Source organism: Devosia sp. (assembly GCF_048261455.1).
Classification (GTDB): domain Bacteria; phylum Pseudomonadota; class Alphaproteobacteria; order Rhizobiales; family Devosiaceae; genus Devosia_A.
This window is the reverse complement of sequence record NZ_JBLXGA010000014.1, coordinates 1-22,772: the sequence shown is the minus strand read 5'-3', so window position 1 is coordinate 22,772 and position 22,772 is coordinate 1. Positions and strand designations below refer to the sequence as shown.

The window sequence follows — 22,772 nt, the reverse complement described above, 5'->3', positions numbered from 1 at the left end:
CCCTTGCGGCAGCGGCGCTAGTCGTCAACATCCTCGGGCGGGCGGAACTTGCCGTCCTTGTCCCGCTTCAGCGTCACGACATCCGGGCGTTGGCGCTCCTGAAGATCACGCTTGTGGCGCTGCTTGTCGACTTCCTTGAACTGGCCCTTCCAGTCGCGGTAGATTCGACGCACGCCGAAATAGATCATCGCCCCGATGATCGCGAACAGGATAATGCGGAGAACATAGCCGGTCATCGCTGCACCCCCAGACGGGCCCAGGCGGTGCGATCGTCGATGTCTCCAACCAGCGAGAGGCCGAGCCTTGGCAGGCTGAAGAGACCCTTTTTGGGCTTGATCATGCGCAGTTCTACCTTGTCGCCAAAGCGGCCTCGCAATTCGGTGTGCAAGTCGCCGAGCTTGTCGACCAGCCCCAGTTCGACGCCGCGCACGCCGCTCCAGAACTCGCCGGTGAACAACTCGTCGTCAGCGGCCTTCAGCTTGTCGCCACGGCAAGCTTTCACCCAATCGATGAACACCTTGTGGATGTCCTCCTCCAAACCCTTGAGCCGGGCGACATCCTCCGGCTTTTCGGGGAGAAAGGCATCGAGGGTCGACTTGCTGCGACCCGATGTATGCACCCGCCGCTCGACGCCGAGCTTGGCGATGGCTTCCACAAAGCCGAAGCTGGCATGAATGACGCCGATCGAGCCGACGATGGATGAGGGATCGACAATAATCTCGTCGCCGGCTGTGGCGATGAAATAGCCGCCGGACGCCGCGGCATCCTCGACAAACACCAGCACTGGCTTCTGCTTTTCCGCCGCCAGATCGCGGATGCGTTTGGCGATCAGCCGGGACTGGACCGGTGAGCCGCCCGGCGAATTCACGATGATCGCAACGGCCGGTGCCGCGCTGATCGCAAAGGCGCGGTCCAGCAGCGGCCCGACAGTTTCGATGTTCAAACGGCCGGCGCGCGTGTCCGACGCGATAATGCCGGACAGCCGCACGACCGGCACAACCGGTGCACCGCGGCCGAAAACTCTGCTGATGGAGGTCAGTATGCCCATGTCGGCCCCGTGTTGACGTGGCCTGATGTAGGCCCCCCTCCCTGGATTTACCAGACCAGCCGGCCTGTTCCGCGGAAGATCGCATCGAATTCGGGCACAAAATCGCGCCCTTCGTCCCGATGCAAAGTGCGCGCATCGAGCAGCCTGAAGGGCGCGCGCGAGCCCTTGATGCCGCGGACCAACACCCGCGTGGCGTCCGCGCCCGCATGCGGCACCAGCGGCAGCACGCAAATCGCGCCGAAACGGTTCGTGAAGCCAGCGAGCAGCTGCGGCAGGGCGCTGGCGGTGTGGATGAAGATCACTTCGCCTCCGGGCGCAGCATGGCTCGCCGCACTGCGGACCCAGCGCTCCAGCGCCACCGCGTCCATGTGCCGCGCCGCCTGCCGATCGGCTCGCGGGGCTGTGCCGCGGGCCGGTTCGAAAAATGGCGGGTTGGCGATCACCGTCGAAAAATGATCGGTTGGCAGCCCCGCGGCGACGCGGGCGCTTCCTGGCGCGGTGAGATCGAGCGCCAGCACGCCGGCGCGGTCGCCGAAGCCATTTTCCGCAAGATTTTGCGTTGCAAGATCAAGCGCTTCGGGATTGCTTTCGACCAGTGTCGCTGCCAACCCGGCGCGATCTGCGAGGGCCACCAGCGTTGCCGTGCCCACCCCTGCCCCGAGGTCGAGCAGTTGCCCTGAGTCCGACGACACGGCCGCGCCGAGCAGCACCGAGTCGAGCCCAGCCCGAAAGCCGTGTCGTGGCTGCGACACACTAAGGCGACCACCCAAAAAGGCGTCGCACGTTACCGTTTGTTGTTTTACAACTTCGCTTGTGTGGTCTAGGGACATCGCACTGTCGTGGCACCAGCCGTCACTCTATTATAGGGGTCGGCGACAGCCGCTACAAATCGAGGATTCTATGACCCTATCGGCGGCAATTGCGGACGAAGCAGCCAGCGCCGACGCACTCGAACGCCTGCTCGAAGCCACCCGTCCGGGAATGACACGCGTCAACGCGATGATCCTGGACCGGGCACGGTCGCATGTCGAGCTCGTCCCGGAGATCGCGCGCTACCTTATCGATGCCGGCGGCAAGCGCCTGCGCCCGATGTTGACCATCGCGGCGTCGATGCTGTTCGGCTCGGCCAAGGGCAGCGAAGTCAATTTCGCGGCCGCGGTCGAATTTCTGCACAATGCCACGCTGCTGCATGACGATGTGGTGGACGAGAGCAACATGCGGCGCGGTCGGGCTGCGGCCCGGATGAAGTGGGGCAATCAGGCCAGCGTGCTCGTCGGCGATTTCCTGCTCGGTCAGGCCTTCATGATGATGGTCGAGACCAGCCACATCGATGCGCTGCAGGTCATCTCCAAGGCTGCGACGATCATCGCCGAAGGCGAAGTGTTCCAGCTCGCCAAGTCCCGCGACCTGACGGCCACCGCCGCCGACTATGACGAAGTGATCGGCGCAAAGACGGCGACGCTGTTCGAGGCCGCCACGGAAGTCGGCGCCATGGCTGGCGGGGCGGATGCCGCGGGTCGGCGGGCGCTGCGCGAATATGGCCGCGAGCTCGGCTTCGCCTTTCAGCTCGTCGATGACGTGCTCGACTATCGCGGCGAAGCGGGACGGCTGGGCAAGAATACCGGCGACGACCTGCGCGAAGGCAAGATGACGTTGCCGGTCATCCTGGCGCTCAAGGCCGCCTCGGATGCCGAACGCCAGCTGATCGTCGACGCCCTGGGCCATGAAGATGCCGGTCCGGACAAGCTGCTGCAGGTGCGTGCCATCTTCGATCGTCACGACACGCTGGGCCAGACTATCGCACGGGCCGAGGAGCATGGCCGTCGGGCCCGCGAGGCGCTGCGTGGGCTGCCGGCCAGCGAGATGCGGACGCTACTGGGCGATGTTGCCCAGTTCACCGTGTCGCGCGCCTACTAGCCCGGCAATACTCCGAAATCCGAACCTAATCCTGCAGGTTCGTCAGTCACTTGAGTCTTTTCACGAACACCTGCATCAAGGCCTTTTGTTAATGGGGGTCATGATGAAACGCTATTTATTTGCTTTGCCATTCGTTCTTGCGCTGAACGTATTCAGCGCCTATGCGGGCGATTTGCCTGTCGAGGCGGCCCCATTGCCGGCTGCCAATGCAGGTGGCGCGATATATGTCCAGATTTTGGGTGGAGTGGTCGCTGGCGGCGATATGTCTTTCTACGAACCCGCCGAGAGATCTTACGACATGCAGACCGGTCCCGCTCTTGCAGTCGCGCTAGGTTATGAACTCACAGACGGGATCGCGGTGGAAGCAGATGTTCTGCTTTCGAAGCGGGTATACGTGAATTTTCCCGACGACGATCAGACCAATTCGAGCCTCATGGCCAATCTGAAGGGTCACATCGAACTCGGTGACTCTGTCGGCGTATATGGTGCCGTCGGCGCTGGATATATCTTGAGCACGAACAACCAGGTCGGCGGCTATTCTTTTGACTATGCCAGCTTCGGCTATCAGCTGATTGGTGGGGTCAGCTTCGAGATCGCTGAGGGAGTCGAACTGTTGGCCGAAGGCCGCTATCAGGGCAGTTTCGGACATCTGCCCAGCGTCGACTATGAGGAGAATATGGTTGAGGGCCAGACGACGACCGGCTTGGTCGGCGTAAAGTTCGGCTTCTGATATGGACCGTCGATAACGACCCCATAGAGCGTTTCCAGGAAAAACGGGGACGGTTTGCGGTCAGGAAACGCAAACAAACAAAGACTTATGGTCACTTCACCGTTTCAACTAGACGGTGAAGTGATCCAGCGCCAAAGCCCCTGCCCCGGTCAGACGATCACCGGTGCTGCCGCCACCCAGTAGCTCGGCCAGCGCTCGCGCAGGTCATGGGCGGCCTGATGGGCCTGGGCTTCCGATCCGAACAGCCCGAACACCGTGGCGCCAGACCCAGACATGCGCGACAGGATAACGCCTTCCTGCTTGCCCAGTTGCTCGACCAGTTCGGCGATCGCCGGCACCAGCGCGAAGGCTGCCGGTTCGAGATCATTGCGGGTCTCGCTGAGCCACAGGCCCAGTTCGGCCGGACGATCCAGCAGGCTGGGGACCGGTGGCAGCGGCGGGTTCTGCCGGCTCTCGAGCCGCCGGAACACATCCGCGGTCACCACCGGCACCAACGGATTGACCAGCACCAGATGGGTCGCCGGGAACATCGGCAGGCGATGAATGATCTCGCCGATGCCGCGCGCCTCGCAGGGGCGGGAAAACAGGCAGACCGGGACGTCGGCGCCAAGGCGCAAAGCCAGATCGGCCAATTCTGCGGCGTCGATGTGACCGGCGCCGAGCCGCGCCAAGAGGCGCAGCGCCGCGGCCGCGTCCGCGGAACCACCGCCGAGCCCCGCTGCGACGGGCAGGTTCTTCACCAGTTCAAAGGCCAGTCCGTCCGGCACATGGCCCGGCCAGCGCTCACGAAAGGCCGCGACGGCCTTCAGCACGAGGTTCGAACTGCCCGAGCCGGCGGCTTCCGCAAATGGACCGCCGACATGAAAGCTGTCCGCCCGTGCCGGCGCGACCGCCACCTCGTCGGCCACATCGGCGAAAACGATCAGGCTTTCCAGTTCGTGATAGCCGTCGGCGCGCCGGCCCGTGACGTGCAGGGCAAGGTTGACCTTGGCGGGCGCCGCCTCAATGAGCCGTTCGGCCATCTATTTGGTCTTCGTCAGCGCTTCCGCTTCGGCAATCGGGCCGGGTTCGGCGTCCGGCAACGGCTCAAGCCCGTTAATCAGCTTGTCTGCCACGCGCTTTTTGACCTTGCCGTCCTCGTCCACCGAGGCGGCGATGTTCCACTGAAAGCGCGCTTCCAGCTTGCGGCCGACCCGCCAGTAGGCGTCGCCCAGATGGTCGTTGATCTCAGGGTCGGTCGATTGCATCTGCACCGCTGCTTCCAGCGTTGCAACGGCCTCCTCAAAGCGACCCAGCCGGTAGTAGGCCCAGCCCAGGCTGTCGATGATGTAGCCATCGTTTGGAGAGGCGGCGACGGCCTTTTCGATCATGTCGAGGGCAGGGATCAGGTTCACACCCTGGTCGACCCAGCTGTATCCCAGATAGTTCAGCACCTGCGGCTGATCGGGATTGAGCTCCAGAGCCTTCTGGAAGTCGGTCTCGGCCTTCTCCCACTGCTTGGCGCGCTCATAGGCAATGCCGCGCACATAGTAGAAGCGCCAGTGGCCCGGGGCATCGCCGCCAACCGCATCGATGGCCTTGGTATATGTATCGGCCGCCGCGGCGTATTGCTCGTCGCTGCGCTGCAGATCGCCGAGCACCGACAGCGCGTCGACATCGTCGGGATTGGTCACGACGATATTGCTCAGCCGCCGCAGCGCTTCATCGCGATCGCCCATGGCATTGAGGTTTTCGGCAAACTGCACCACGGCCGTCGGTTTCAGGGGCGAGGTCGAAGGGATCCCCTCATAGACTTCATTGGCCAGCTCATGCTGATCGACGGCATCGAGCAGCTGGGCGTAGACCAGATCGATCACGTCCGCCTTGGGGTCGAGATACATGCCCAGGCGCAGGAACAGCGCCGCGATATCGCGGCTGCCTTCGCGGGCCAGGGCGACGCCGACCGAGTGGAACATTTCGGCCGCCCCGGACTGCACGTTGACGGCAAAGGCGCCAGGTCGGCGCTTGGCATCGACCGCTTCCTTGACCGCATCGATCAGCGGATGGGTCAGGCCCTGCGCCTCGTATTTGGCGATCACCTCTTCGGCCTCGTTGAAGCGGCCGGCATTGCCCAGCATGCGGGTATAGGCTTCGACGATTCGGGTGACGAATGGGTCCGCTTCATAGGCGACGCGGATCAGCTTGATCGCTTCGCTGGAGCGGCCAGCCACGTCGGCCATCAAGGCGCGATGGAACACCAGAAAGCCCTCGAGGCCGCCCTGCCCCAGTTCCTCGACGATGGCATCGGCCTCGTCGAAGCGGCCATCACCGGTCAGCGCCCAGGCGCGCAGCATGCCGCCGGTAATGCCGGCAAAGGTGTCCGCGCCGACCTCGGCCAGCTCGCGCTCTGCGGCGCCGTAGCGGCGCTGCTTCAGGGACTCGGTGCCGATTACCAGCGAGGCAAGATCATTGGCCCCGTTCAGCTCGATCAGGTGCTTGGCCATGGTGGAGGCGTCGGCGGCCTGTCCGTTGGCAGCGTAGGCAATGAAGGCGCGTTCTACGACCAGCGGGTTTTCCCAATCGCTGGTCGCCGCTTCGCGAAAATAGGCCGCCGCATCGTCCATGCGCAGGTCTTTCATCGCCTGACGGCCGGCCAGATAGGCGCCGGTGGGGCTTGGCGCACGCATCGAGAACAGCGATTGCGCGTCGAACGCAGTGGCCGGGCCAGTGGCGAGCAGGAGTACCAGCGAGGCACCCGAAAGCAGGCGTGCGGTAAAGGTCACGAGCGCAAAAACTCCTGTTCGTAAAAGGTGGCGACTAGCCACCGAAGATGGGCGATATTGCGACTGCGCCGCAAGTGACGAAAGGCAACAGATGTCACAGTCGCGTCATCACATGCCAGAGTAGTTGGGCCCCGAGCCACCCTCAGGCGGCACCCAGGTGATGTTCTGGGCCGGGTCCTTGATGTCACAGGTCTTGCAGTGCACGCAGTTGGCGGCGTGAATGCGGAAAACCGGTGCCCCACCCGCCTCGGCAACCTCATAGACCCCGGCCGGGCAGTAGAGAGGCGCCGGCTCGCCATAGCGCGGCAGGTTCTCGCGGATCGGCAGATCCGGGTCCCCCAGCTTCAGGTGCACCGGCTGATCCTCGTCATGGCTGAGGTTGGCCAGAAACACCGAGGCGGCGCGATCATAAGTCAGTTCGCCATCGGGGCGCGGATAGGTCTTGGCCCGCACCTGATCGATCGGCTTGAGCCTGGCGAAATCGGCCGCCTTGTGATGCAGCGTGCCGAAGGGCGAGAGGCGGAGGATCGCGAGGCTCCACATATCGATGCCCGCGAGGACCACGCCCAGCGCCGTGCCGAAGCGGGCCCAGAGCGGCTTGACGTTGCGCACCGCCTTCAGCTCGGCGCCGATGCCCGTCGCCAGGACCGCCGCTTCCAGCTGCGCCAGCGTGTCGTGGGCCCGTCCGTCGGCGATGGCCGCGCCGATCTCGTCGGCCGCGGCGATGGCCGAGCGCATGGCATTGTGGATGGCCTTGAGGCCCGGCACGTTCATGAAACCGGCGGCGCAGCCGATCAACGCGCCGCCCGGGAAGGCCAGCGCCGGCACGGACTGCAATCCGCCCGAGGTCAGCGCCCGGGCGCCATAGCTGATGCGACGCCCACCGGCGAGCAGATCGGCTATGGCCGGGTGCTGTTTGAAACGCTGGAATTCACCAAAAGGCGACAGCGTCGGGTTCTCGTAGCTCAGATGCGTGACGAAGCCGACATACACCCGGTTGTCCGCCGCGTGATAGACGAAGCCGCCACCCGAGGTGGCATTGTCGAGCGGGTAGCCGAGATAGTGGTCGACCTGTCCCGGGTGGTGCCGCGCGGGATCGATCTCCCAGATTTCCTTGATCCCAAGCCCATAAAGCTGCGGGTCGCGCCCGGCGTCGAGCCCGAAGCCGGCCACCAGCTGTTTCGCCAGCGACCCGCGGGCGCCCTCGCCGATCAGCGTATACTTGGCCTTGAGCGCAATGCCCGCCGCGTGAACGCCGGGCTTCGGTTCCCCCTCGGCATCAAGCCCCAGATCACCGGTGATAATGCCTTCGACCTGGCCCTCGGCACCGGTCAGCACATCGACCGCGGCGGTCATCGGGAAGATGTCGACGCCCAGCGCCTGGGCTTCCTCGCCCAGCCAGCGCACCAGCGCACCGAGGCTGATAATGTGCGCGTCGTGGCTGCGCATCTGCGGCGGGATCAGCAGGTTGGGCAGCGTCACGGCGCCGGCCGGTCCGAGCAGATGGAAGCGGTCGCGCGTCACCTTCGGCCCCAGCGGCGCCCGGTCGCGCCAATCGGGCAGCAGCATGTCCAGCCCGGCCGGATCCATCACCGCGCCCGACAGGATATGTCCGCCCAGCTCGGCGGATTTTTCCACCACGGTCACCGACAGCTCAGAATGGCGCTGTTTCAGACGGATGGCCGCCGAAAGTCCGGCAGGGCCAGCGCCGACAATCACCACATCGGTTTCGATCAGGTCGCGGTTTCCAGCGTCGGTCACGGACAATCCATTGACTGGTGGCAGGCGGGAAGTGGCTGTGACATAACAGGGCCATGGCCGCAGATCGACCGCAAAGTGACGCCGAGACGGCGCAGCTGACGCCTTCGGAGGCGTTGGCGGCGCTCGAATGGTATCGCGCCGCGGGCGTCGACATGGCGATCAGCGAGGCGCCCGTCGACCGCTTCGCCGCTTCTGCGCCGCCGCGCCGCCCCACGGTGCCACCGCCCGCGCCGATCTCTGCTGCACCCCAGCATTCCCCGCCGCCATCGCCGGGCGCATTCCCGGGGACCGCGCCCAATGCCGACCCGGCCGAATCGAAGGCCATCGCTGCAGCCGCCGAGACGCTTGATGCACTCAAGGCGGCGATGGAGCAGTTCGAAGGCTGTGCGCTGAAGCGCCGGGCGACGCAGCTGGTCTTCGCCGATGGCAATCCCGAGGCCGAGATCATGCTGGTCGGTGAAGGCCCAGGCGAGCAGGAAGACCTGATCGGCAAACCCTTCGTTGGTCGCGCCGGCCAACTGCTCGACCGCATGCTGGGGGCCATCGGGCTCGACCGCACCAAGGTCTATATCGCCAACATGGTCCCATGGCGTCCCCCGGGCAATCGCGCGCCTTCGCCAGAGGAGATGGCGCAATGCGCGCCGTTCCTGATCCGCCAGGTCGAGCTGGTGCAGCCCAAAATCTTGGTGACGCTCGGCAATGTGCCGACCAAGGCGCTGTTCGAAACCAGTCAGGGCATCACCCGGGTGCGCGGCCAGTTGCGCGACCTCACGGTCGGCAGTTACAGCCTCAAGGGGCTGGCGACGCTGCACCCGGCCTATCTGTTGCGCACCCCAGCCAACAAGGCCCTCGCGTGGCAGGACATGCTGGCGCTCAAGGCCGCCATCGCGCCATCAGCGACTGTCGAAGACTGAGCATAGTTCCGCGCAATGGCTCTGCGCGGCCTATAGCGACTTGAACCGGCTGCCGGAATTTGGTCTGAGTTGACGGGCAGATCGCGCTTCTGCGCCCAGCGTCAAATCGAGAACTGCCGTCTTCATGTCTTCTGCCCTCAAGATCTATGCCTTGTTCATCGGGTCCGCTCTGCTCATGTTCGGTGGCGGACTTCAGGGCCTGCTGCTCTCCGTGCGCGGCGCCGAGGAGAATTTTCCGCTTTTCGCTCTCGGCCTGATCGGCACAGGCTGGTCCGTCGGTTTCGTCACCGGTTCGATCACCGTGCCCATGCTGGTCAAACGCGTCGGGCACATCCGCGCCTTTTCGATCATGGCCGCCATCGGCACGATCACCATCCTGCTGAACCTTTTATGGATCGACGCCATCGGCTGGATCGTGCTGCGCGCCTTCTCGGGCTTCTGCTTTGCCGGCGCCGCAATGATCGTCGAGAGCTGGCTCAATGAAGTGGCCGACAACCGCAGTCGCGGCACGATCTTTTCGATCTATGTGACCATCAACATGACGGCCTCGACCCTTGGCCAGCTGGCCATATCGGTCAGCGGTACCGCGGGGTACATCCCCTTCGTCATCGGGGCCATCAGCTTCATCTGCGCGGTATTGCCGAGCGCCCTGACCTCGACGCCGCAGCCCCGCCCCATCGCCTCGGCCAAGCTCGACGTGTGGCTGCTCTACAAGACCTCGCCGCTGGCGGTGATCGCCGCCTTTGCCTGCGGCATGGCAAATGGCACCTTCGGCACGCTGGCGCCGGTCTTCGGCTATGCGCGCGGGCTCGAGCCCTCGCACATCGTTTATATGTTCGTCACGACCTCGGTGCTCGGCGCGATCGCGCAGATCCCCTTTGGCCGACTCAGCGATCGCATGGACCGGCGCATCATCATCATCGCGCTCAGTTCCATCGCCGCCGTCGTCGGCCTCGTGATGGTGCTCTCCAACCCGACCGAAGGCCTGCTGCTTTACGTGCTGTTCGGGCTCTACGGCTTCGCCGCCAACCCGCTCTATGCCATCGCGGTCGCCCATGCGAACGACTTCGCCAAGGAGGGCGAATTCGGCCGCGTTGCGGGCGGCATGCTGCTGATCCTGGGCACGGGTCTCGCCGTCGGCCCGCTGCTGGCGAGCTGGGTGATGGGCGTCATCTCGCCGGTCGGCCTGTTCATCGTCACCGCCAGTTTCCACGGCGCGCTGGCGGTCACCGCCTTTTTGCGCATGCGCATCCGGCCGGTGCGCGACGCGCGCGGCAAGGTGCGGTTCCGCTCGCTCGATGCGGAAAATCCGATCTCGCCCGGCACGGTCACCCTCGATCCGCGCAGCGAGGACGCGCCCGATTTCGTGGCGCCGATCACGCCACAGCCACCGGCAGAAGCACCGCCTCCGGACGCATCGCCCGGGCCCGCCAGCGCAGAGCCCGAAGCTGATCCTGATACCGATGCCGACGCGTCGGCCGACACCCCCAAGCCGCAGGGCATCTGAATGTTCACTTCCGAACTCGACATGAGCCGCAGCTTCACCCCGCTGTCGATTGCCGTTCTAGCGGTCAGCGACACACGCGATCTCGAAACAGACACGTCCGGCGCACTGCTCAAAACGATGATGGAAGACGACGGTCATCGCTGCGCGGCGCGCGCCGTGGTGCCGGACGACCGTCAGGCGATCCGGGCGCAGGTGATGCAATGGGTCACCGACCCTCAGATCGATGTGATCCTCACCACCGGCGGCACCGGTTTTTCGGGCCGCGACGTGACGCCCGAGGCGCTCGAACCGCTGTTCGACAAGCGCATGGACGGGTTCTCGGTGCTGTTTCACCAATATTCGGCAACGACGATCGGCACGTCTTCCCTGCAGTCGCGCGCGACCGCCGGGCTGATCGACACCACCTTCGTCTTCGCTCTGCCCGGCTCCCGTGGCGCCTGCCGAGATGCATGGGAAGGGATCCTCCGCGCCCAGCTCGACAACCGGCACAAGCCCTGCAATTTCGTCGAACTGATGCCGCGGCTCGCCGAGCGCTAGGGAACAGTCGTGCGGACCACGCGTTTGGCGGCAGTGGCTTACACAGCACGGACCGCAGGAGGACTGGCGATGAAAGTGCCACTCGACCGCAAGCAGACTGCCCCCAAAAATCTCGCGGCCAAGGCGCTGCGTGAGGGCAAGTTCAAGCCCAAGGCAGAGCCCGATCCAAAAGCCTATCGCCGGCGGCAGAAACACCGGGTCGACCCGGTGATGAATGCGGAACGGGCCCAGGACGAAGCCTGAGCCCGAGCGCCACTAGAACAGTTGCAGCTGCCTGTCTTCGCGCTGCGGCGGCGTGAACAGATCTGTGCGCAGCGCCGGCACCTGCTTGTCGAGCCCATAGCGCGTCCGAGCCCGCTCAAGCCGTTGGCGCAGCAATTGAGCGTAGGCGCCCTCGCCCACCATGCGTTCGCCGAACTTGGCGTTGTAGTCCTTGCCGCCGCGGGTATCGCGCACGAGATTCATCACGTGGCTCACCCGGTCCGGGAAGTGACGCAGCAGCCATTCGCGAAAGATCTCCCGCACTTCGCCTGGCAAGCGCAGCAAGACAACGCTCGCGTCCAGCGCACCCTGGGCCGCCGCTGCATCGAGAATGCGCTCGAGTTCCATGTCGTTGATCGCCGGGATCATCGGGGCCGCCATCACCGTGGTCGGCACGCCCGCTTCCGACATCAGGCGCAGCGCCTCCAGCCGCTTTTCCGGTGTCGAGGCGCGCGGCTCCAGCGTGCGCGACAGGCGGTGATCCATCGAGGTGATCGACAGCGCCACCCGCACCAGATTGTGTGAAGCGAGTTCCTGCAACAGATCGAGGTCGCGGACGACCAGCGCGTTCTTGGTGGTGATGGTCACCGGATGCCGGGTTTCCAGCATCACTTCGAGAATGCTGCGGGTCAGCTTGTGCTTGCGCTCGGCCGGTTGGTACGGGTCGGTATTGGTGCCCATGGCGATCGGCTTGGGCCGATAGCGCTTGTCGGAGAGTTCGCGGCGCAGCAGCTCGGCCGCATTGACCTTCACATAGATATCGCGCTCGAAATCGATCCCCGCCGACAGTCCGAGATAGTTGTGGCTGGGCCGGGCGAAGCAGTAGGGACAGCCGTGCTCACAGCCGCGATAGGCGTTGATCGAGCGATCGAAACCGATATCGGGGCTGTCGTTGCGGGTGATGATCGAGCGGGCCCGCTCGATATGTTCGATCGTTTCGAAGGGCTTCAGGTCTTCGACCTGTCCCCAGCCGTCATCCACGGGCTCGCGACTTTGCGTATCGAACCGGCTGGCACGATTGGATTGCGCGCCACGGCCGCGATTGGACCGCGGGTCGATCAGCCGCCGCCCGACCAGATCGGCATCACGGGTGTGGCTCAGCTTTTCCAGCTGTTCAAACGAGGGAGCAACGTGCAGCGCCATCTTCGGTCTCCAGAGCCGGGGGCGAGGATCGTCACCCCGTTAACGCGAAACCATAGGTAGCAGTTCCTAAAGAACAAAACAAGAACATTGAAATGAGAATAAAGCCCGCGCCCGGTTGCTGCCGGGCGCGGGCTGTTGTGGAGACGAAACTTGCTGGCTGTTAGCCGGAAATCTTCGAGAAATCAGCGACCTGGCGCATGGTGTCGCGCAGGCTGGCGAGCAGGTTCAGCCGGTTGGCGCGCACTGCGGCATCCGGATCATTGACCAGCACCTTTTCGAAAAAGGCATCCACCGGGGCCCGCAGCGAGGCCAGTGCCGCGATGGCACCGCGATAGTCGTTGGCCGCGATCCGGCTGCGCACCTCATCGCCGACGGTCTGCACCGCCTCGGCCAGCGCAGTCTCTTCGGCGCCAGAAACCAATGTGGAATCGACGGGCGCATCATAGGTGCGGCCGTCCTTTTTCTCCTCGGCCGCCAGAATGTTGGCCGCGCGGCGGTAACCGGCGAGCAGGTTCTGGCCATCCTCGGATCCCAGCAGCGCCGACAGCGCCTCGACCCGGCGGGTGATTTCCAGAATGTCGTCGCTTTCCGGCGAGATCACCGCGTCGACCAGATCGTGGCGGGCGCCGGCATCGCGCAGCGTCACCTTCAACCGGTCGTGGAAGAAACCCAGCAGATCGGGCAGTGCCACGTCATGCGCCGTCTCGTCAGCGGTCTCGACTTCGCTCTTCGCGCCCTGCTCGCGGCGGATCATATAGGCCGCCTCGAACAGCGGGGTGAGCGGCAGCGAAAGATTGTTGTCGCTGACGATGCGGATGACGCCGAGCGCGGCGCGGCGCAGCGCATAGGGGTCGCGCGAGCCGGTGGGCTTTTCGCCCATGGCCCAGAAACCGGTGAGCAGTTCGATCTTGTCGGCCAGCGCCATGGCGATCGCGACCGGCTCGGCTGGCACCTCATCGGTCGGTCCAAGCGGCTTGTAATGATCGGCGATGGCATTGGCGACGGCGCCGGTTTCGCCCTGCGCGAGCGCATAATAGCGCCCCATCAGCCCCTGCAGTTCAGGAAACTCGCCCACCATGCCGGTCGTCAGGTCGGCCTTGGAGAGCATGGCGGCGCGCTTGGTCAGTTCAACATCGGCACCGACCTGCGGCGCGATTTCCGCGGCGAGCTTCACCAGGCGCTCGACGCGCTGGAACTGGGTGCCCAGCTTGGCGTGGAACACGCTGTCCTCGAGCTTGGGCAGGCCATGCTCCAGCGGCGTCGACAGATCGTTGCGATAGAAGAACTGTGCATCGGACAGCCGCGCACGGATCACCCGCTCGTTGCCGGCGACGATCTGCTTGCCACCGTCTTCGGCGATCTGGTTGGCCGTGATGATGAAATAGGGCGCCAGCTTGCCTTCGGCGTCGCGCAGGCAGAAGCACTTCTGGTTGGCCCGGATAGTGGCGATGATCGCCTCCTCCGGCACTTCGAGGAAGGCCGGATCGAAGCTGCCCAGCATCACCACCGGCCATTCGACGAGCCCGGCCACCTCTTCCAGCAAGCCATCGTCGTGGATGACGCTCAGGCCCTGGGCAAAGGCCAGCTGGTCGGCATCGGCGCGGATGATGTCCTTGCGCCGGTCGATATCGAGCACGACCTTGGCCTTTTCCAGTGCCTGCACATAGTCGTCGAAGCGGCGCACGCGGATGGCATCGGGCGCCAGAAAGCGGTGACCAAAGGTGGTCTGGCCCGAGGCGATGGTGTTCGCCTCGAAGTTGATCACTTCAGGCTCGTCATTGTCTGTGCCAAAGGTCGCCGTAATGGCGCGCAGCGGGCGCACCCAGGTCAGCCCGCCATGGCCCCATTGCATGGATTTCGGCCAATCAAAGCCCGAGATCACCTTGGGCAGGATGCCGGCGATGATGCTCTGGGCGTCGGCGCCCTGCTTGTCGATCCGCGCCACATAGAAATCGCCCTTTTTCGGGTCGGTTTCGATGCTCGCCTCGTCGATCGAGCTCAGCCCCGCGGCCTTCAGAAAGCCATCGAGTGCCTGCTGCGGCGCACCGACGCGCGGGCCCTTGCGCTCTTCGCGGGTGTCGGGCGAGCGGGCCGGCAGGCCGGTGACGGTCAGCGCCAGGCGGCGCGGCGTGACGAAGGCCTTGGCACCCTCGTAGACGAGGCCGGCATCGACCAGGGCGTCGGTGACTTTCTTGCGCAGAAGATCGGCTGCCTTGCGCTGCATGCGCGCAGGGATTTCTTCCGAAAACAGTTCGAGCAGGAGTTCGGGCATAGGGCTACCGCAGGTCTTGAAAGCGGCCAGTTGCCTAGCAAGCGGGGGGTGGAAAGTCTACCGGCGGCGTGCCGACAGGTTACCAGCCGCCGCCGCCACCACCACCACCGCCACCGCCGGAAAAACCGCCGCCGGACGAGCCCGAGCTGGACGAACTGGCCGGCTGGGAAGCGATCATCGCGGCGCTCATGCCGGTCGCCACTGCAGCCACCGAGTTGGAGAAGCCGCCGTTCGACCAGTTCTGGCCGGTGTAAAAGGCCGGATGATAGCTGCCGGCGCTGACGCCCTCGACGGCATTGCGGCTCAACTCGCCCTCAAAATGCTCTGACCACGGCTTTTCGACCCCCAAAGCGATCGCATAGGGCAGGATCCGCTCGAAGCGCTCCACCGTCATCGGCGGCTCATTGGTCATGTTGAGCCGGTTCTTTTCGGCTGTCTCGAGATACATCCGGAAGCCCTCGATCTGGTCCATCAGCTGGCGGCCCTGCACCGTCGGCGCGCGCATCAGGATGGCGAAGACGACATTGATCACCACGATCGTCAGCGCGCCGATCAGCGCCGCATTGATGTCGAGCCCGTCGAGAAAGCCCGAGGCACCGGCAAACAGGTTGCCGCCGGCCAGCGCAATCCAGATCAAGAGGATCACCTTGCCAAAGATCGAGGTGGTCCAGAAGCGCCCCAGCAGTGAGCTGAACAGGCCAATGGCGACACCGCCGACCAGCGAGAGCACCAGAAACACCGGGTCGAGCACATCAGCGACAACGAGGGAAATCAGCGCCGCGGCGGAGAGCACAAAGCCCATGACCACATAGCCGGTGTTATTCTTGAAATAGGCCTGCCGGTTTTCCGACTCCAGCACATTGGTGAACTCGCTGCGTTTCTTGTGCAGCGTCGGGCCGTTCTTGGTGTTGACGGTCACCTGGCGCTGGCCCTTGAAGTAGTTGAACAGCACCTGTTCTCCAGGCGGCAGGGTGTCCTCGGGGTCGCCCTCATAGCTGACGGTCAGAACCTTGCTGCGATTGGCAACGCGGATCAGCCCCTTGGCGCCGAGGTTGAAGATGGCCGCGGTGAAGGCGGTCCAGCCGGACTTCTTCCAGCCCATGTTGTGAATGTAGTGCACGAGCGCCGGCGAATAGCCTTTTGGCGCATGGAACAGTGGCACGATGGTGCCCTTTTTCGGGTCGCGGCCGACGGCGTTCCAGGCAAACAGATAATAGAGCAGCACCAGCAGGGCTGCGACACCCGGCATCAGTGCGTCGCGGTTGTCGCTCAGCCAGTAAAGGGCCCGGTCCGTCTGGTTCGGCGTCGTCAGCACACCCTTTTGGAAGCTGGCGGCGACGGTCATGCCTTCGCCAGGAGCTAGCACCCGCGTCGCGCGAAACAGCGCCCGGTTGTCGGCTTCGCGGGTGATGGTGACGGCCTGCTCGTCCGACCCCGTTGCCCCCGTATAGCCGGACAGATCGCTGATCACCGCGCCATCGGGCAGGGTCACCGAAGCCACGGCGCGCTCGATGGGAAAGTTCCAGTAGTTGCCGGTGGCGTTCCAGTAGATTTCGTCGTGGTCGGCAAAGCGCCGCGCCATCCGGTCCATGGAGTAGCTGATGGTATAGGTATGCTCGCCGCGCGGCAGAAACACGTCGGCGTCGCCGATGCGGATGCGCCTGAAACCGCTGCCGATGCTCTCGACCGAGTAGGGTTCTGCCCGGCCCGCGCGCAAGACCTCGCGCACCTTGAGGTTCGAGCGCAGTCGCGTGCCATCCTCAGCGACGAGTTCGGTTGGAATGTCGCGATAGATGCCGCGGCGGATCTCATTGCCCTCGGCCATGACCGTGATGGTCTCGGTGACGTCGACCGACCCGTCGACATTCACCGTCACGGCGGACGCGAAAGAGCGGATCACCTCCGCCGCACTGGCCGGGAGGGCGAGCGCGACGAGGGTGACGAGGGCAACAAGAAAGGACTTAAGCATGGGCATATCGGACGTCGTTGCGGCGTAAGGATCAGAACTTCACGTTCGGCACGGCGCGATCGGCCGCATTCTCGAGCTCGAAATACTCGGCCTTTTCAAAGCGGAACATGTTGGCGACGACGTTGGAGGGAAAGCTCTCGACGGCGGTGTTGAGGTTGCGCACGGCGCCATTGTAGTAGCGGCGCGCCATCTGGATTTCGTCCTCGACGGTCTGCAGTGCCGCCTGGAACTCGAGGAAGGTCGTATTGGCCTTGAGGTCGGGATAGGCCTCGGCAATCGCCAGCAACCGGCCCAGCGCGCCGGACAATGCCCCTTCAAGCGAGGCGCGTTCGGCGGGCGAGGCGTTGGTGGCAGCCGTGGCGTTGGCTCGGGCCTGGGTGACCGCTTCGAGCGTCTCGCGCTCGTGGCCCATATAGCCCTTCACGGTCTCCAGCAGGTTGGGGATCAGGTCGGTGCGGCGCTTGAGCTGCACATCGATACCGGACCAGCCCTCTTCCTTGAGCTGCCGTTTGGCCACAAGGTCGTTGTAGATAAAGATCGCGTAGCCGATTGCGGCCACGACGATCGCAAGAATGATCAAGGATTCCATTCGCCCCATCCATGAGTTTGCTGGCCCGCCCGCGCGAACACTGTCAGACACGCCCTACCCCTTCAACTGCATTCCGAGCGCTGAATGGGATATGAACGGGAGTTTGATGCCTCCGCTTCCGCCTATGGACGCTATGGCTTGGACAGGCTGAACATGAGGCTTGCCGCAGCCCGGATTACTGGCCGATTCTGCAACGCATGCGGACCGATTCGCCCAAACCTGTTCCAGTTCCTGATATGAGATTCGAACGCGCGGCCCAGCGCCGTGGCGCGACGACCGTCTGCGGCGTCGATGAAGTCGGGCGCGGCCCGCTGGCGGGGCCAGTGGTCGTGGCTGCCGTCATCCTGCCGCGCAGGATCGCCGGGCTCAACGATTCCAAGCTGCTTGGCGCCGAACAGCGCGAGGCGCTTTATGCGCAGATCATGGGAGTTGCCACGGTCTCCGTCGCCGTAGCCCCGCCATCGGTCATTGCACGGCTGAACATTTTGTGGGCGACGATGTGGGCGATGCGGCAAGCCGTGCTGACGCTGGCCGTCAAACCGGATTTCGCGCTGATCGACGGCAATCGCGCGCCCAAGGACATGCCCTGCCCGTCCGAAACGGTAATCAAGGGCGACAGCCGCTCGATGTCGATCGCCGCCGCCTCGATCGTCGCCAAGGTTACCCGCGACCGCATGTGCCAGATCATGCATTGCGAAGAGCCGCATTTCGGCTTCGACAGCCACAAGGGCTATGCCGCTCCGGCGCATCTGAAAGCGCTGACGGACCAGGGCCCGGGCCGGCACCACCGCATGGATTTCGCGCCCTGCGCGCAAGCCCTGAAGGCCCGCTCCAACGCTGCGTAGCCGGCTGGGACCGATCCGGCCAACAGGGTTAACCCAAGCTTAACCCAATCGATTAAATCCCCTTTAACCCTAACGGCTTAGAACCAGATGCGTTAGTACTGCGTCAGGGTTCATGTCATGTTGCGTACCGCGCGTACGGCGGCTTCCGCCGCTGCGGAGGGGAAGACACTCCCCATCGATACCATCCTTGTGGGCGATAGCATCGACCACATGAATGCCTTGCCGGCCGGCTCGGTAGACCTCGTGTTTGCGGATCCGCCGTATAACCTGCAACTGGATCAGGGGCTCACCCGCCCCGACCAGAGCCGGGTGGATGCGGTGGACGATGAATGGGACAAGTTCGACAGCTTCGCCCATTACGACAAGTTCACCCGCGCCTGGCTGAAAGCCGCGCGCCGAGTTCTGAAACCGGACGGGGCGATCTGGGTGATCGGCTCGTACCACAACATCTTCCGCGTCGGCACGGCGCTTCAGGATCTGGATTTCTGGATGCTGAACGACATCGTTTGGCGCAAGTCCAACCCGATGCCCAATTTTCGCGGCACGCGCTTCACCAATGCGCATGAAACGCTGATCTGGGCAGCAAAGAGCAAGGACAGCCGCGTCACCTTCAATTACGAGCAGCTCAAGCTCGGCAATGATGACGTGCAGATGCGGTCCGACTGGCTGTTCCCGATCTGCACGGGCAGCGAGCGGCTGAAAGGCGCGGATGACCAGAAGCTGCATCCGACCCAGAAGCCGGAAGCCCTGCTCTATCGGGTGCTGACGGCCACCACCAAGCCCGGCGATGTGGTGCTCGACCCGTTCTTCGGCACGGGCACGACTGGCGCCGTGGCGCGCAAGCTGGGCCGCCACTTCATCGGCATCGAGCGCGAAGACACCTATATTGCCGGTGCGCTGAAGCGCATCGCCGCGGTCAAGCCGCTGCAGCAGGAGGCGATCGAAACCACGGTCGCCAAACGCCAGGCCCCGCGCGTCGCCTTCGGTTCGCTGGTCGAGATGGGCCTGATCGCCCCCGGCACCGAGCTCTACGACACGCGCAAACGGTTTTCCGCCCTGGTGCGGTCCGATGGTTCGCTGGTTTCCGATGGTCACGCCGGCTCGATCCACCGGGTGGGCGCGCTGGTCCAGGGCGCGGAGGCCTGCAACGGCTGGACCTTCTGGCACACGCCGACCGAACGCGGGCTCGAGCCCATCGACAGTTTCCGCGCGCAGGTGCGTGCAGACATGGAACGCCTTTCGGCCTGAAACTGACCTCCAACCATCTCAGGCTGCCTCAGCCGTCGGCGCACCTCGCGCCGGCGGCTTTTCTTTGTCGACTGATTGTCTGAACCGCGTCTATTCCAGACCCGCTGCCGCCAGCACCTTGCGAAAGACGCTCGGCAGGGCTTCTGCGCCCAGTTCAGCCGGGTCAGCCCACCAGCCATCCTCCAGCGCCTCGGGATCCGTCGCCGTAGCCGACCAGACCTCTAGTTCAAGCCGGAAGTGGGTGAAGACGTGGACGATCTGGCCGTGATGCCGCCACTCGGCATTGACCGGATAGTTCGGGGCCTGCTTGTCGGACACCCACTGCGATGTCGGCGTTTCGGTCATCTGCGCCAAGAGACCCTTGCCGGGTCGGGTCCGCAGGTAGATGTCTCCATCGGCGTCGCGGATGACGAAGGCATGGCCGTAGCGCGTCGGACGTTCTGCCTTCACTGGTTTCACCGGGAACTGCAGCGGATCGACACGGGTGCCGGCGCAGCCGGGACGTAGCGGGCACAGCATGCAGCTGGCGTTACGCGGCGCACAGATCGTGGCGCCGAGGTCCATCAGCGCCTGCGCAAAATCTCCGGCCCGCGCGGGCACCGCCGCCTGCACCGTTTCGCGAACCACGTCCTTGGCGTCCCGCACCGGCACCGGCAGCGCTAGATAGCGCGCCACGACGCGATCGACGTTGCCATCGACCACCGCGACGCGCTCGTCGGCGGTGATCGCAGCGATCGCGGCAGCGGTATAGGGGCCGATGCCCGGTAGCGTCAGCAGTTCGGCCGATGCTGTGGGGAACTGCCCGCCAAACCGTTCCACCACGGCCACGGCGCAGGCATGCAGATTGCGGGCCCGGGCGTAGTAGCCAAGCCCGGCCCATTCGACCAGCACGGCCTCGATCGGCGCCGCGGCGAGCGCGGCCACGTCGGGCCAGAGCGCCAGAAACCTTGCGTAGTAGCGGCCGACCGCGGCGATCGTCGTTTGCTGCAGCATGACCTCGCTGAGCCAGATCCGATAGGGATCGGCCGCAACGCCGCGGGCCCGCTCGGCCGGCGGTACGCGCCAGGGCAGGCTGCGGGCATGGCGATCGTACCAGGCGAGCGCCGCGTCGGCATCGATGGTGGCGGGGTTTTGCGGCGGCGTGAAATTTGGCATGCTAGGGATCACATGACGCGCGCCGGCGAAAGGCGCAAGCTGATTGGATCGGATTGTCCCCAGTGGCCCCCAAAACTCCATCTGTGCCCAAGCGGCTGAACCGCGCCGTGCCGCTGAATGAAGCGCTGGGCAAGGCGCTCGACCCGGCGCTGAAGCGGCGCGGTTTCGCGACGCGCGACCTGCTCATGCACTGGGCGTCGATGGCGCCGACGCCCTATGACAAGGTGGCCCGGCCGGACAAGCTGGTCTGGCCGCGCGGTGAAAAGGGCGCCGAAGGTGCAGTGCTGTTTCTCAGCTGCCATCCCGGCCACGCGCTGGCGCTGTCGCATGAGGGCGAGCGGGTGGCCGCGGCCATTAATCGCTATTTCGGCTATCTGCTGGTGCACCAGGTGCGCATGAGCGCCACGCCCTTCGACGTGGAGGTGAAAGCCGCCGAGGCGCCGGACGCGCCGCTCAGCGCCGATCGGCAGGCGGAGATAAATTCGGTGGTCGAGCAGGTCGAAGACCCGGCGATGCGCGCGGCGCTGCGCGACCTCGGAGCGGCCATTGCCCGCCGAAAAACCCGCTGAAACCGACGTGATCGCGCAACGGTGAGCGCCAGTTGAACTTGTCGGCCCGAAACCGCCCCGATATAGGGTCAGGGAATTCAGCGTCACAAGATATTACGGAGCGAAAATGGTCGACCGTCGCAATATGCTCATTGGTGGTGCAGCCGCCGTCGTCGTGGCCGCCGCCGGTGGCGCCTGGTACATGTTTGGCCGTCAGGACGAGAGTTTCACCGCCGTTGCCGGCGTCGCCATGACCGCCCCGGGCGCCGAAATCGACATGGCCAAGCTCATGGACCCGGCCGGCGATGTGCCCGACCATCCGGTCGGCAATGCCGATGCCAAGGTTGTGGTCATCGAATATCTGTCGCCGTCGTGCCCGCACTGCGCGGCCTTCCACACCGACGTCTATCCGCAGATCAAGACCGAATATATCGACACCGACAAGGTGCTGTTCATTCCGCGCCCGTTTGTGCGCAATGTGCTGGATTCGGCAATCTTCCTGCTCGCCGAGGCCGCCGGTCCTGACAAGTATCACGAAGTCATCGACACCTATTTCGATTCGCAGGCGGCCTGGATTACCTCCGACAAGCCGAATGATGCGCTGTTTGCCATCGCGCAGCAGCTGGGTTTCACGAGGGAAAGCTACGACGCCGCCTTGACGAATCAGACCCTGTTCAAAGGTATGGAAGAGCTGAAACAGCAGGCTTTGGACGAGTTTCAGCTGACCGGTACGCCGACGTTCTACATCAACGGCAAAATGCTTCGGGGTGAGAGTTCTTTTGAGTCCCTCAAGGCCGAGATCGATCCGCTACTCGGCTAACGCCCTCACACGAGGCGCGCGATGAAATTCACGCGCCTCAAGCTCACCGGCTTCAAATCCTTCTGCGACGCCACCGAACTGCTGCTCGAGCCGGGGCTCAGCGGCGTCGTTGGCCCGAACGGCTGCGGCAAGTCCAATCTGGTCGAAGCGCTACGCTGGGTGATGGGCGAAAGCTCTTACAAGGCCATGCGCGCCTCAGGCATGGACGACGTGATCTTTTCGGGCTCGGGCAATCGTCCGGGCCGCAACAGCGCCGAAGTCACGCTGGTCCTTGATAATTCGGACCGCACCGCCCCTGCCCCGCTCAACACAGCCGACATTCTGGAAGTCACGCGCCGCATCGAGCGCGAATCCGGCTCGGTCTATCGCGTCAATGGCCGCGAAGTGCGCGCCCGAGACGTGCAGCTGCTGTTTGCCGATGCCTCCACCGGGGCGCACTCGCCGGCACTGGTGCGGCAGGGGCAGATCGGAGAGCTGATCGCCGCCAAGCCGGTGCAGCGCCGCGCCCTGCTCGAAGAGGCGGCGGGCATTTCCGGGCTGCATTCGCGCCGGCATGAAGCTGAGCTGCGGTTACGCGCGGCCGAAGCCAATCTGGAGCGTGTCGACGACATCGTGGCCCAAGTCGAGCAGCAGCTCGAAACGCTGAAGCGCCAGGCCCGCCTCGCAACCCGCTACCGCGCGCTGTCCGGCGATATCCGGCGCGCCGAGGCGACGCTGTTCCATATTCGCTGGGTCGCCGCGCGCGT

At 64.6% G+C, this 22,772-nt stretch carries 22 protein-coding genes; 11 read left to right on the top strand and 11 right to left on the bottom strand.

The genetic code is table 11. From position 1 onward, the window contains the following. Positions 1-17: 17 nt before the first annotated feature. Genes ACN0TK_RS14410 through ACN0TK_RS14400 form a run of 3 tightly spaced genes read right to left on the bottom strand, consistent with a single transcriptional unit; the run spans position 18 to position 1,800 of the window. Positions 18-236, bottom strand: coding sequence for a hypothetical protein (locus ACN0TK_RS14410; protein WP_417310219.1), 219 nt, complete (start codon positions 234-236; stop codon positions 18-20). Further along, a complete protein-coding gene (locus ACN0TK_RS14405) occupies positions 233-1,048 on the bottom strand; it encodes a S49 family peptidase (protein WP_417310218.1) in 816 nt (271 codons plus the stop codon). Before ACN0TK_RS14405 ends, ACN0TK_RS14410 begins: the two co-directional genes overlap by 4 nt. 47 nt (positions 1,049-1,095) lie before the next feature. Then, positions 1,096-1,800, bottom strand: coding sequence for a tRNA1(Val) (adenine(37)-N6)-methyltransferase (locus tag ACN0TK_RS14400; protein WP_417310217.1), 705 nt, complete (start codon positions 1,798-1,800; stop codon positions 1,096-1,098). A gap of 148 nt (positions 1,801-1,948) precedes the next feature. On the opposite strand from ACN0TK_RS14400, the gene ACN0TK_RS14395 reads away from it, so the two are divergent. Then, positions 1,949-2,965, top strand: coding sequence for a polyprenyl synthetase family protein (locus tag ACN0TK_RS14395; RefSeq protein ID WP_417310216.1), 1,017 nt, complete (start codon positions 1,949-1,951; stop codon positions 2,963-2,965). A gap of 103 nt (positions 2,966-3,068) precedes the next feature. Further along, positions 3,069-3,695, top strand: coding sequence for an outer membrane beta-barrel protein (locus ACN0TK_RS14390; protein WP_417310215.1), 627 nt, complete (start codon positions 3,069-3,071; stop codon positions 3,693-3,695). A gap of 149 nt (positions 3,696-3,844) precedes the next feature. Here the strand turns inward: ACN0TK_RS14390 and ACN0TK_RS14385 are convergent, their stop codons facing one another. The 3 genes from ACN0TK_RS14385 to ACN0TK_RS14375 form a co-directional block, all read right to left on the bottom strand. Continuing rightward, positions 3,845-4,717, bottom strand: coding sequence for a 4-(cytidine 5'-diphospho)-2-C-methyl-D-erythritol kinase (locus tag ACN0TK_RS14385; protein WP_417310214.1), 873 nt, complete (start codon positions 4,715-4,717; stop codon positions 3,845-3,847). Next, positions 4,718-6,457, bottom strand: coding sequence for a tetratricopeptide repeat protein (locus ACN0TK_RS14380; protein WP_417310213.1), 1,740 nt, complete (start codon positions 6,455-6,457; stop codon positions 4,718-4,720). A gap of 108 nt (positions 6,458-6,565) precedes the next feature. Beyond that, on the bottom strand, positions 6,566-8,218 hold the full coding sequence (locus tag ACN0TK_RS14375; RefSeq protein ID WP_417310212.1) for an FAD-dependent oxidoreductase: 1,653 nt from the start codon (positions 8,216-8,218) through the stop codon (positions 6,566-6,568). Between the two features lie 53 nt (positions 8,219-8,271). Here ACN0TK_RS14375 and ACN0TK_RS14370 point away from each other — a divergent pair, with 53 nt between their 5' ends. The 4 genes from ACN0TK_RS14370 (at position 8,272) to ACN0TK_RS14355 (ending at position 11,419) form a co-directional block, all read left to right on the top strand. After that, on the top strand, positions 8,272-9,132 hold the full coding sequence (locus ACN0TK_RS14370) for a uracil-DNA glycosylase (protein WP_417310211.1): 861 nt from the start codon (positions 8,272-8,274) through the stop codon (positions 9,130-9,132). 124 nt (positions 9,133-9,256) lie between these two features. Next, positions 9,257-10,639, top strand: a complete 1,383-nt coding sequence (locus tag ACN0TK_RS14365) for an MFS transporter (RefSeq protein ID WP_417310210.1) — start codon at positions 9,257-9,259, stop codon at positions 10,637-10,639. Continuing rightward, positions 10,640-11,176 (top strand): molybdenum cofactor biosynthesis protein B, encoded by a 537-nt coding sequence (moaB, locus tag ACN0TK_RS14360; protein WP_417310209.1) that lies wholly within the window; start codon positions 10,640-10,642, stop codon positions 11,174-11,176. Positions 11,177-11,245: 69 nt separating this feature from the next. Beyond that, positions 11,246-11,419 (top strand): hypothetical protein, encoded by a 174-nt coding sequence (locus ACN0TK_RS14355; protein ID WP_417310208.1) that lies wholly within the window; start codon positions 11,246-11,248, stop codon positions 11,417-11,419. A 12-nt stretch (positions 11,420-11,431) separates the two neighbouring features. On the opposite strand, the gene ACN0TK_RS14350 is transcribed toward ACN0TK_RS14355, so the two are convergent. From ACN0TK_RS14350 to ACN0TK_RS14335, 4 genes are all read right to left on the bottom strand, one after another. Then, positions 11,432-12,580: a PA0069 family radical SAM protein gene (locus tag ACN0TK_RS14350; RefSeq protein ID WP_417310207.1), complete on the bottom strand. Its 1,149-nt coding sequence runs from the start codon at positions 12,578-12,580 to the stop codon at positions 11,432-11,434. 160 nt (positions 12,581-12,740) lie between these two features. Next, positions 12,741-14,852 carry a glycine--tRNA ligase subunit beta gene (gene glyS, locus ACN0TK_RS14345; RefSeq protein WP_417310206.1) on the bottom strand — a complete coding sequence of 704 codons (2,112 nt, stop codon included), beginning with the start codon at positions 14,850-14,852 and terminating at the stop codon, positions 12,741-12,743. 79 nt (positions 14,853-14,931) lie between these two features. Beyond that, positions 14,932-16,821 carry a DUF2207 domain-containing protein gene (locus tag ACN0TK_RS14340; RefSeq protein ID WP_417310205.1) on the bottom strand — a complete coding sequence of 630 codons (1,890 nt, stop codon included), beginning with the start codon at positions 16,819-16,821 and terminating at the stop codon, positions 14,932-14,934. A gap of 31 nt (positions 16,822-16,852) precedes the next feature. After that, positions 16,853-17,410, bottom strand: coding sequence for a LemA family protein (locus tag ACN0TK_RS14335; protein ID WP_417310204.1), 558 nt, complete (start codon positions 17,408-17,410; stop codon positions 16,853-16,855). 236 nt (positions 17,411-17,646) lie between these two features. On the opposite strand from ACN0TK_RS14335, the gene ACN0TK_RS14330 reads away from it, so the two are divergent. Continuing rightward, the gene (locus ACN0TK_RS14330) at positions 17,647-18,255 is read left to right on the top strand and encodes a ribonuclease HII (protein ID WP_417310203.1); all 609 of its coding nucleotides are present in this window, start codon (positions 17,647-17,649) and stop codon (positions 18,253-18,255) included. A 117-nt stretch (positions 18,256-18,372) separates the two neighbouring features. Continuing rightward, on the top strand, positions 18,373-19,503 hold the full coding sequence (locus ACN0TK_RS14325) for a site-specific DNA-methyltransferase (RefSeq protein WP_417310202.1): 1,131 nt from the start codon (positions 18,373-18,375) through the stop codon (positions 19,501-19,503). 90 nt (positions 19,504-19,593) lie between these two features. Here ACN0TK_RS14325 and ACN0TK_RS14320 read toward each other — a convergent pair whose 3' ends face one another. Beyond that, complete coding sequence (locus ACN0TK_RS14320; RefSeq protein WP_417310201.1) at positions 19,594-20,658, bottom strand: A/G-specific adenine glycosylase; 1,065 nt, start codon at positions 20,656-20,658, stop codon at positions 19,594-19,596. A 62-nt stretch (positions 20,659-20,720) separates the two neighbouring features. Between ACN0TK_RS14320 and ACN0TK_RS14315 the strand changes: the two genes are divergently transcribed. The 3 genes from ACN0TK_RS14315 to ACN0TK_RS14305 form a co-directional block, all read left to right on the top strand. Next, a complete protein-coding gene (locus ACN0TK_RS14315; protein WP_417310200.1) occupies positions 20,721-21,227 on the top strand; it encodes a DUF721 domain-containing protein in 507 nt (168 codons plus the stop codon). A gap of 106 nt (positions 21,228-21,333) precedes the next feature. Beyond that, positions 21,334-22,026 (top strand): thioredoxin domain-containing protein, encoded by a 693-nt coding sequence (locus ACN0TK_RS14310; protein WP_417310199.1) that lies wholly within the window; start codon positions 21,334-21,336, stop codon positions 22,024-22,026. Between the two features lie 21 nt (positions 22,027-22,047). Beyond that, a partial coding sequence (locus tag ACN0TK_RS14305; protein ID WP_417310198.1) for an AAA family ATPase occupies positions 22,048-22,772 on the top strand: 725 nt, incomplete at its 3' end.